General features: G+C 38.6%; 7 protein-coding genes. 1 reads left to right on the top strand and 6 read right to left on the bottom strand.

Features of this window, described 5'->3' with window-relative positions; genetic code table 11:
• A partial coding sequence (locus BHECKSOX2_RS07640; RefSeq protein WP_139682054.1) for a transposase occupies positions 1-450 on the top strand: 450 nt, incomplete at its 5' end.
• Between the two features lie 328 nt (positions 451-778).
• Here the strand turns inward: BHECKSOX2_RS07640 and BHECKSOX2_RS07630 are convergent.
• From BHECKSOX2_RS07630 to pabC, 6 genes are all read right to left on the bottom strand, one after another.
• Positions 779-1,993: an IS3 family transposase gene (locus BHECKSOX2_RS07630; RefSeq protein ID WP_139683099.1), complete on the bottom strand. Its 1,215-nt coding sequence runs from the start codon at positions 1,991-1,993 to the stop codon at positions 779-781.
• Between the two features lie 98 nt (positions 1,994-2,091).
• The gene (gene hemL / locus BHECKSOX2_RS07625) at positions 2,092-3,375 is read right to left on the bottom strand and encodes a glutamate-1-semialdehyde 2,1-aminomutase (protein ID WP_139683098.1); all 1,284 of its coding nucleotides are present in this window, start codon (positions 3,373-3,375) and stop codon (positions 2,092-2,094) included.
• The gene (locus tag BHECKSOX2_RS07620; protein WP_139683097.1) at positions 3,372-4,382 is read right to left on the bottom strand and encodes a DNA polymerase III subunit delta'; all 1,011 of its coding nucleotides are present in this window, start codon (positions 4,380-4,382) and stop codon (positions 3,372-3,374) included. The genes hemL and BHECKSOX2_RS07620 overlap by 4 nt, the downstream gene beginning before the upstream one ends.
• Positions 4,379-4,993 (bottom strand): dTMP kinase, encoded by a 615-nt coding sequence (gene tmk / locus BHECKSOX2_RS07615; protein ID WP_090716969.1) that lies wholly within the window; start codon positions 4,991-4,993, stop codon positions 4,379-4,381. Before tmk ends, BHECKSOX2_RS07620 begins: the two co-directional genes overlap by 4 nt.
• A gap of 49 nt (positions 4,994-5,042) precedes the next feature.
• The gene (gene mltG / locus BHECKSOX2_RS07610; RefSeq protein WP_139683096.1) at positions 5,043-5,990 is read right to left on the bottom strand and encodes an endolytic transglycosylase MltG; all 948 of its coding nucleotides are present in this window, start codon (positions 5,988-5,990) and stop codon (positions 5,043-5,045) included.
• Positions 5,990-6,790, bottom strand: a complete 801-nt coding sequence (pabC, locus tag BHECKSOX2_RS07605; RefSeq protein ID WP_139683095.1) for an aminodeoxychorismate lyase — start codon at positions 6,788-6,790, stop codon at positions 5,990-5,992. Before pabC ends, mltG begins: the two co-directional genes overlap by 1 nt.
• Positions 6,791-6,794: the final 4 nt, after the last annotated feature.

Here is a 6,794-nt window from a genome sequence, read left to right as displayed (position 1 = left end):
GCCAGTCATGATAAAAATATTCACGACTCAAAAACCTTAAATGTTGCCATAAGCCATGCTAATAGCAACAGAAACAAACCCATCAAACAAGCGGTATGCGACCGAGGCTATGTTGGTGCAAAGGTAGTGCTCGGTGCAAACATCATCCTGCCTAAAAAAGCCCTTAAGCGAGACAATCGTTATCAACAAGACAAAAAGCGCAAACTGTGTAAAAGACGCGCAGCGATTGAGCCGATTATCGGACATCTTAAATCAGATTTTAGACTCTCTAGAAACCTACTCAAAGGGCAAGTTGGTGATGAGATTAATGTTTTAATGGCTGCCTGTGCTTGGAATTTGAGAAAATGGCTGGTGATAGCCACTATTTTTTTGTTTTGGCAAAAACTGGGCTTATTTTTTGTAAAATACCTAAGGTTTTTTGTGGTGCTGGATAAAAAGCAGTTTTGTTGATTTGGATGGTTGGAAAAATGGGTGGTTTTGGTTTGTTTGGAGTGAGTTTTTAAGGGGCGACTATTTACCTTGGCATACTGAGTTATATTTTTTGGAAAAAAGACCAATCTAAGGTACTTGCTCAAACAACCCTATTTAGTATTGTTGGGCTGGGCTTTATCGGTTATTTTTTGGCGTCTTTATTGGATTTAAAAGGTCTTGAAACTATTTCTGCTGGGTTGGAGAGATTGACTTTGTTTACCTATCCTATTTTTATTGCGATTTTAGGTGCAATTTACATTACCCCAAAACCCCTGACAACTTTTTAAAATTTCTTATATAGAACATCTTAAGAGACCTTCTTCTTTTCCTGATTCAATTTTATACTTTCTTGATACACATCCATTGGTTTTTTATATTTCAATGTTTCATGGAATCTTTGATGATTGTAAAACTCAATATAATCATCCATATCAGTGATTAAATCACTGATGGATTGATATTCATTTAAATAAATTCTTTCGCATTTTGCGCTCCTCCAGAAACGCTCAATACAGATATTATCTGTAGCCCTACCTTTACCATCCATAGATATTGTAATACCTAAATCTTTTAATCGTTTAGTGTGTATCTCACTGGTATATTGACTACCTTGATCAGTGTTAAATATCTCTGGGTGTGGGTGTGGGTGTGGGTGTGGGTGTGGGTGTAGGTGTTTCTCTAAAGCGTCATTAAGTACACCCATTACCAATTGAGAATCCATGGTATTGGATATCCTGTGTGATAGAACAGCTTTTGAATGCCAATCAATAATAGCTGCCATATAGACCATACCCCCTGCAATCTTGACATAGGTAATGTCGGTGCTCCATACATGGTTAGAATGACTGATATTAAGCCCTCGTAGCTTGTAACTGTATTTCTTGTGTGCTTTGATTGGTATAGTTGTATTAACTTGTTTAACTGCTAATACTGCCTTTAAACCTAATTCTTGCCGATAGCGTGCTACGGTGTTTAAACTCACCTTGTAGCCGTCTTCAAGTAATTGTTGATGGACTTTTTTCTCACCATAGATGGGTATTTTTTCAAACACCTTGGTGATGTGGTTTTTGATAGATTGCTTGGTGTTATTTACTTTTGGCTTGTAATAAATCCCACTTCTGTTAACACCTAACAATTGACATTGATGATTAACTGACAAAGAATATGAGGCGTGCAATAGGGAAGGCTTGAGATCAACTAACTGTTTGCGGTTAGATGAGCCCAAGCTTTTTAGCTTTTTTGCTAACCACTCCTTCTCTACGGTTACCTTGCCTACTAGTGTAGTTAAACGCTCATTTCGCATCTGTGCTTTGATAAGTTCGTCTTTGTATTCTTTGACTGCCTTGGATGGCTCCATGGCAATCTCTGCGTTAGCAAGGAAAGTCTTCTTCCAATTTTGTAGATTCTGAGGCAAAATATTATGCTTGCTGGCAATCTGCACTATGGCGCTTTCATTTTGTAGTAATTCAAGTACTAATTTAGTCTTGAATGCTGAGGTATATTTTGTTCGTTTTTTACTCATTTTTTTACTCCGATTTTTTTGTTTAGTTTAACTCGTTCGAAATAAGAAAGTTTAAATTGTTGTCTGAAATTGTTGGGGTTTTATACTTCAATATAAAATTATAGTTTAGCAAAGACACTGTCTGCCAAATCAATGGTTTTTTGAATATCAGCATCATTATGTGCTGTTGAAACAAATCCTGCTTCATACGCACTGGGTGCCAAATACACGCCTGCTGCTAACATTAAGTGGAAAAATTGATTGAAACGCTCAACATCACAGGCACAAGTTTGCTCAAAATTTATCACTGTATCGACCTCTGTAAAGAACAAGCCAAACATACCACCGACAACATTAGAAGTCATTGAAATATTATGCTTTCGTGCTGCTGTTACAATGCCGTTGGTTAATTTAAGGGCTTTTTGTTCTAAATTTGCATATAGGTTTTTATCTGCATCAATCGCCTCTAACATTGCCAGACCTGCTGCCATTGACATTGGATTGCCTGAGAGTGTACCTGCTTGGTAAACTGCACCCAAAGGGGCAATACACTCCATAATGGCTTTTTTGCCGCCAAAGGCGCCGACTGGCAATCCACCGCCAATGACTTTTCCTAATGTGGTCAAATCAGGCGTGACGCCAAATTTTTCTTGTGCGCCGCCTGATGCGACTCTAAATCCAGTCATCACTTCATCAAAAATTAACACCGTACCGTGTTCATCACAGATTTCTCTCAAACCTTGCAAAAATCCATCAACGGGTAGGATGCAGTTCATATTACCCGCAACAGGCTCAACGATAATACAAGCAATATCTTTGCCTTTTTCAGCAAACACTTGTTTGACTTGTGCTAAATTATTGTATTCAAGCGTTAAGGTGTGCTTGGCAAAATCCGCTGGTACGCCTGCTGAGCTAGGCTCGCCAAGTGTCAATGCGCCAGAGCCTGCTTTTACCAATAATGAATCTGAGTGTCCGTGATAACAACCTTCAAATTTAACAATGTCATCACGCCCTGTAAATCCTCGTGCCAAACGAATAGCGCTCATCGTCGCTTCTGTGCCTGAACTGACCATACGCACGAGCTCAATAGAGGGTACCAACTGGCATACTTTTTTTGCCAGTTGTGTTTCAATCTGCGTCGGCGCACCAAAGCCTAAGCCGTTGTGTAAAGCTTGTTCCACTGCCACTACGACACTTTGGTTGGCATGACCTAAAATCATCGGCCCCCATGATCCGACATAATCAATATACTGATTGTCATCAACATCAAATAAATAAGCGCCTTCGCCACGGGTAAAAAATATCGGTGTGCCGCCCACCCCTTTAAAGGCTCGTACAGGTGAATTTACCCCGCCTGGAATCACCTGTTGTGCTTCGTTGAAAAGTTGTTCTGAGTTTGTCATTGTTTATTCTCCAAAATCTGTGGATAGGTTTTTAAGTGGGTGATGTGTGACCATACAATCAGTATATTATCCAATAATAATTTAATATTGGCATTGGTTTTTGATAGATTAATCGCATGTGAAACATCGTTTAATAATTTAAACAAAAAATCGATTTTTGCCGCCATGATAATTTGATTAAGCTCAACCAAACCCCCTTCACGCTTGAGTGATTTAAGCCGAATACCTTCAATCACTAAATGCTGTAAACAACCCAACACTTCAACCTCAACACCATCAAAATCCTCTGTTTGATTAATTGTCATTGGGTGGATGGCAATATTTAATAATTGATTTTGCCATTTTTGATAATGAATAAATCTATCGCCTGAGAGCTCATCCAGCACTTTAAAAGGCACACCGTGTGCGACTTCTAACAAATGCGCCACATCAAAATCTTCATTATGTTCAATATGTTGTTCAATCCATGCTTGTGTTGCTTGATCATAAGCAGGGCCAATATGAATACTTTGACAACGAGAAACAATCGTTACAGGTAGGCTTTTAGCATTGTGTGCCAGTAAAATAATCAGAGTATTTTTCCTAGGTTCTTCCAAAGTTTTTAACAAACTATTGGCAGCATTAACATTCATTTGATCGGCATAAAAAATAACACCAATTTGCAATTCGTTGGCAGTTTTGCCCAATGTTTCACAAAACTTGCGAATCTGATCAACCCGAATATCTTTAGAGCGATTCTTAGTTGTTGGGTTGATTTCACCCGCGCGACAATAAATCATATTAAGATAGTTAGAACGCCTAATCAATACAGAAGTGTCTAGTTCTTGCCGAACATTATCCTTGTCTATGGTTTTGTCATTATTGATTAATACGCCAACGAGTTGCTGCATTAACTCAAATTTTCCTATCCGCGGCATGCCTGTGATCAGCAGCGCATGTGGCAGATGGTTTTGATCAATCATCTGTTTAAGTTTTGCAAAAGCGTTTTGGTGCCAAGGAAGTGTCATAGCATTTTCAAAATTTCTTGAATTTGGCTCAAAGTATTTTCAACACTTTGTGATGCGTCAATAAGCTTAATACGATCAGGATATTGTTTAGAGCGCTCAATGTAGACATTACGCACACGATTAAAAAAATCTAGGCTTTCTTGCTCAATACGGTCCTTTTCACCTCTGGATTCTATACGCTTCATACCAATCTCAACAGGCACATCTAATAGAAAAGTCATATCGGGTGTAAAGCTCTGCAACACCCAACTTTCTAACTGTGAGATACGCGCCATATTTAAACCACGCCCGCCACCTTGATAAGCATAAGAAGCATCGCTAAATCTATCGCTAAGCACCCAGTCACCTTGCGCTAATGCTGGTATTATTTTGTTTTGAATGTGCTCGTTTCTGGCGGCAAACATCAACATTAATTCAGTATCAGCGTGCATTTTTCCTGTGGAATTACTCAATAACAAGGTGCGAATCTTTTCCCCCATTTCTGTCCCCCCTGGTTCACGAGTCCGTTTAATATTAATGCCTTTATCTGCCAAATATTGATAAATAAGATCGCTTTGCGTGCTTTTTCCTGCGCCTTCTACGCCGTCAATGGTGATGAATTTTCCTTGCATAAAATTACCCTGAGACTTTTGCATATAAATAGATGGTTATACAAAAATCTTATTTTAGATACTTTCTAATGTTGTTTTTATGTTTTTCATAAGTGCGTGCAAAAGCATGAGTGCCGTCTTTTTTAGCAACAAAAAACAAACTATCGCCTGATGTAGGATGCAACGCTGCACGCAATGAAGTAATGCCAACTGAGGCAATCGGCGTTGGAGGTAGTCCATGGTTTCGATAAGTGTTATAAGGGCTATTAACTCTTAAATCTTTTCGTGTTAAATAGCCACGATATGATTTACCCAAAGCGTAGACAACGGTTGGGTCAGTTTGCAGGCGCATACCCCGTTGCAAACGACGCATAAATACGCCAGCTATGTGTGATTTTTCAGCATTGTGTGCGGTTTCTTTTTCAATCAATGATGCTAATATTAACGCTTGCTCTGGGCTACTAAAACGCAGGTTTTTGTCGCGTTTTTTCCATTCAATGGCTAATATTCCTCTTAGGATTTGATTAGATTTTCTAAAAATACTGGCGACACTATCACCCACTTCAAAGCGATAAGTGTTTGGCCAGAAACCCCCTTCATAAGGTGGTTGAATGCCCGCTATTTGCATCGTTCTTACAAATGAGCCATTGGACTTGAGCGCCTTATTGCTTTCAAGTTGCTGGTAATAGTCAAGCGCAGTTTTACCTTCAACCAAAGTAACATTGCGGGTTGCTACTGTTGCCGATGCAAAATCATCAAGCAAATCCATCGTGCTCATATTTGGCACTACATCATAATAACCAGATTTTAGTTTTGAATAAGAACCAAAAACTTTAGCCATTACACGCACAAAAAAACTTGAGCGAATAATGCCCTGCTTTTCAAGATTGTTCGCAATAGCGGTAACACTAACCCCTGACGGTATATGATAAACAATCGGCTCAATGACTTTAATGCTGTTTGCCCAATAAAATAGTGACAATCCAAATACGATAATGGCTATTAGAAGTTTTTTCATTATTTAATTTTCTTAAAAATTTGTATTAATTTTTGAGTTATGATTTGTTGTGTAAAAAATTTTTCACCAATAGAGGCAACTGTTTTAATGCCAATCACACTATTGGTAATAAACACCTCATCACATTCCAGTAATTCTTGTAATATTAATGGCTCTATTCTAACTTGCAAGCCTAATTCACCGGCAATTTTCAATACCATAGCACGACGCGTACCTGCAATACCGCATTTGTCTAAATTTGGTGTTAATAATACTCTATGCTTTATAGCAAAAATGTTACCTTGCGTGACTGAGATAACACAATCATTATCATCTAACATAATGCACTCATCAGCACTCAAATCACTGCGTGCTAATATTTGCTCAAGGCGATTACAATGCTTGATATTAGACAATAATTGATTGTTGGCATAGCCACTGTGACAAATACTCAGTGTATATTCACTCGGTACTTCTGGCATCATAGATACAATAACAAGTCGCGTTGGCTCTATGTGCTCTTCAAACCCATAGCCCCTCCTACTTTCACCACGAGAAAGGATAATTTTTACCACTGCATTAGTCATGTTAGCAACTCTTAGTGCCGCACTAATATCTTCTAGCCACACTTTTTCACTCACTGGATTGATTTTTAGTTGTATGCGCCCTTTTTCTAATCGCTCAAAATGTTGTGACCAAAATAATAAGCTGGTATTTTCAGCCACGCAGGTTTCAAACAAACCGTCGCCGAATTGAATCAGGCGGTTAAAAACGCTGAGTGTAGATTGTTGCTTTCCATTAATTAAAACGACTTCTTTCATAGCT

Origin of the sequence: thiotrophic endosymbiont of Bathymodiolus puteoserpentis (Logatchev), assembly GCF_900127505.1 — a bacterium.
Lineage (GTDB): Bacteria > Pseudomonadota > Gammaproteobacteria > PS1 > Pseudothioglobaceae > Thiodubiliella.
This window is presented reverse-complemented; position numbering and strand designations above follow the sequence as displayed.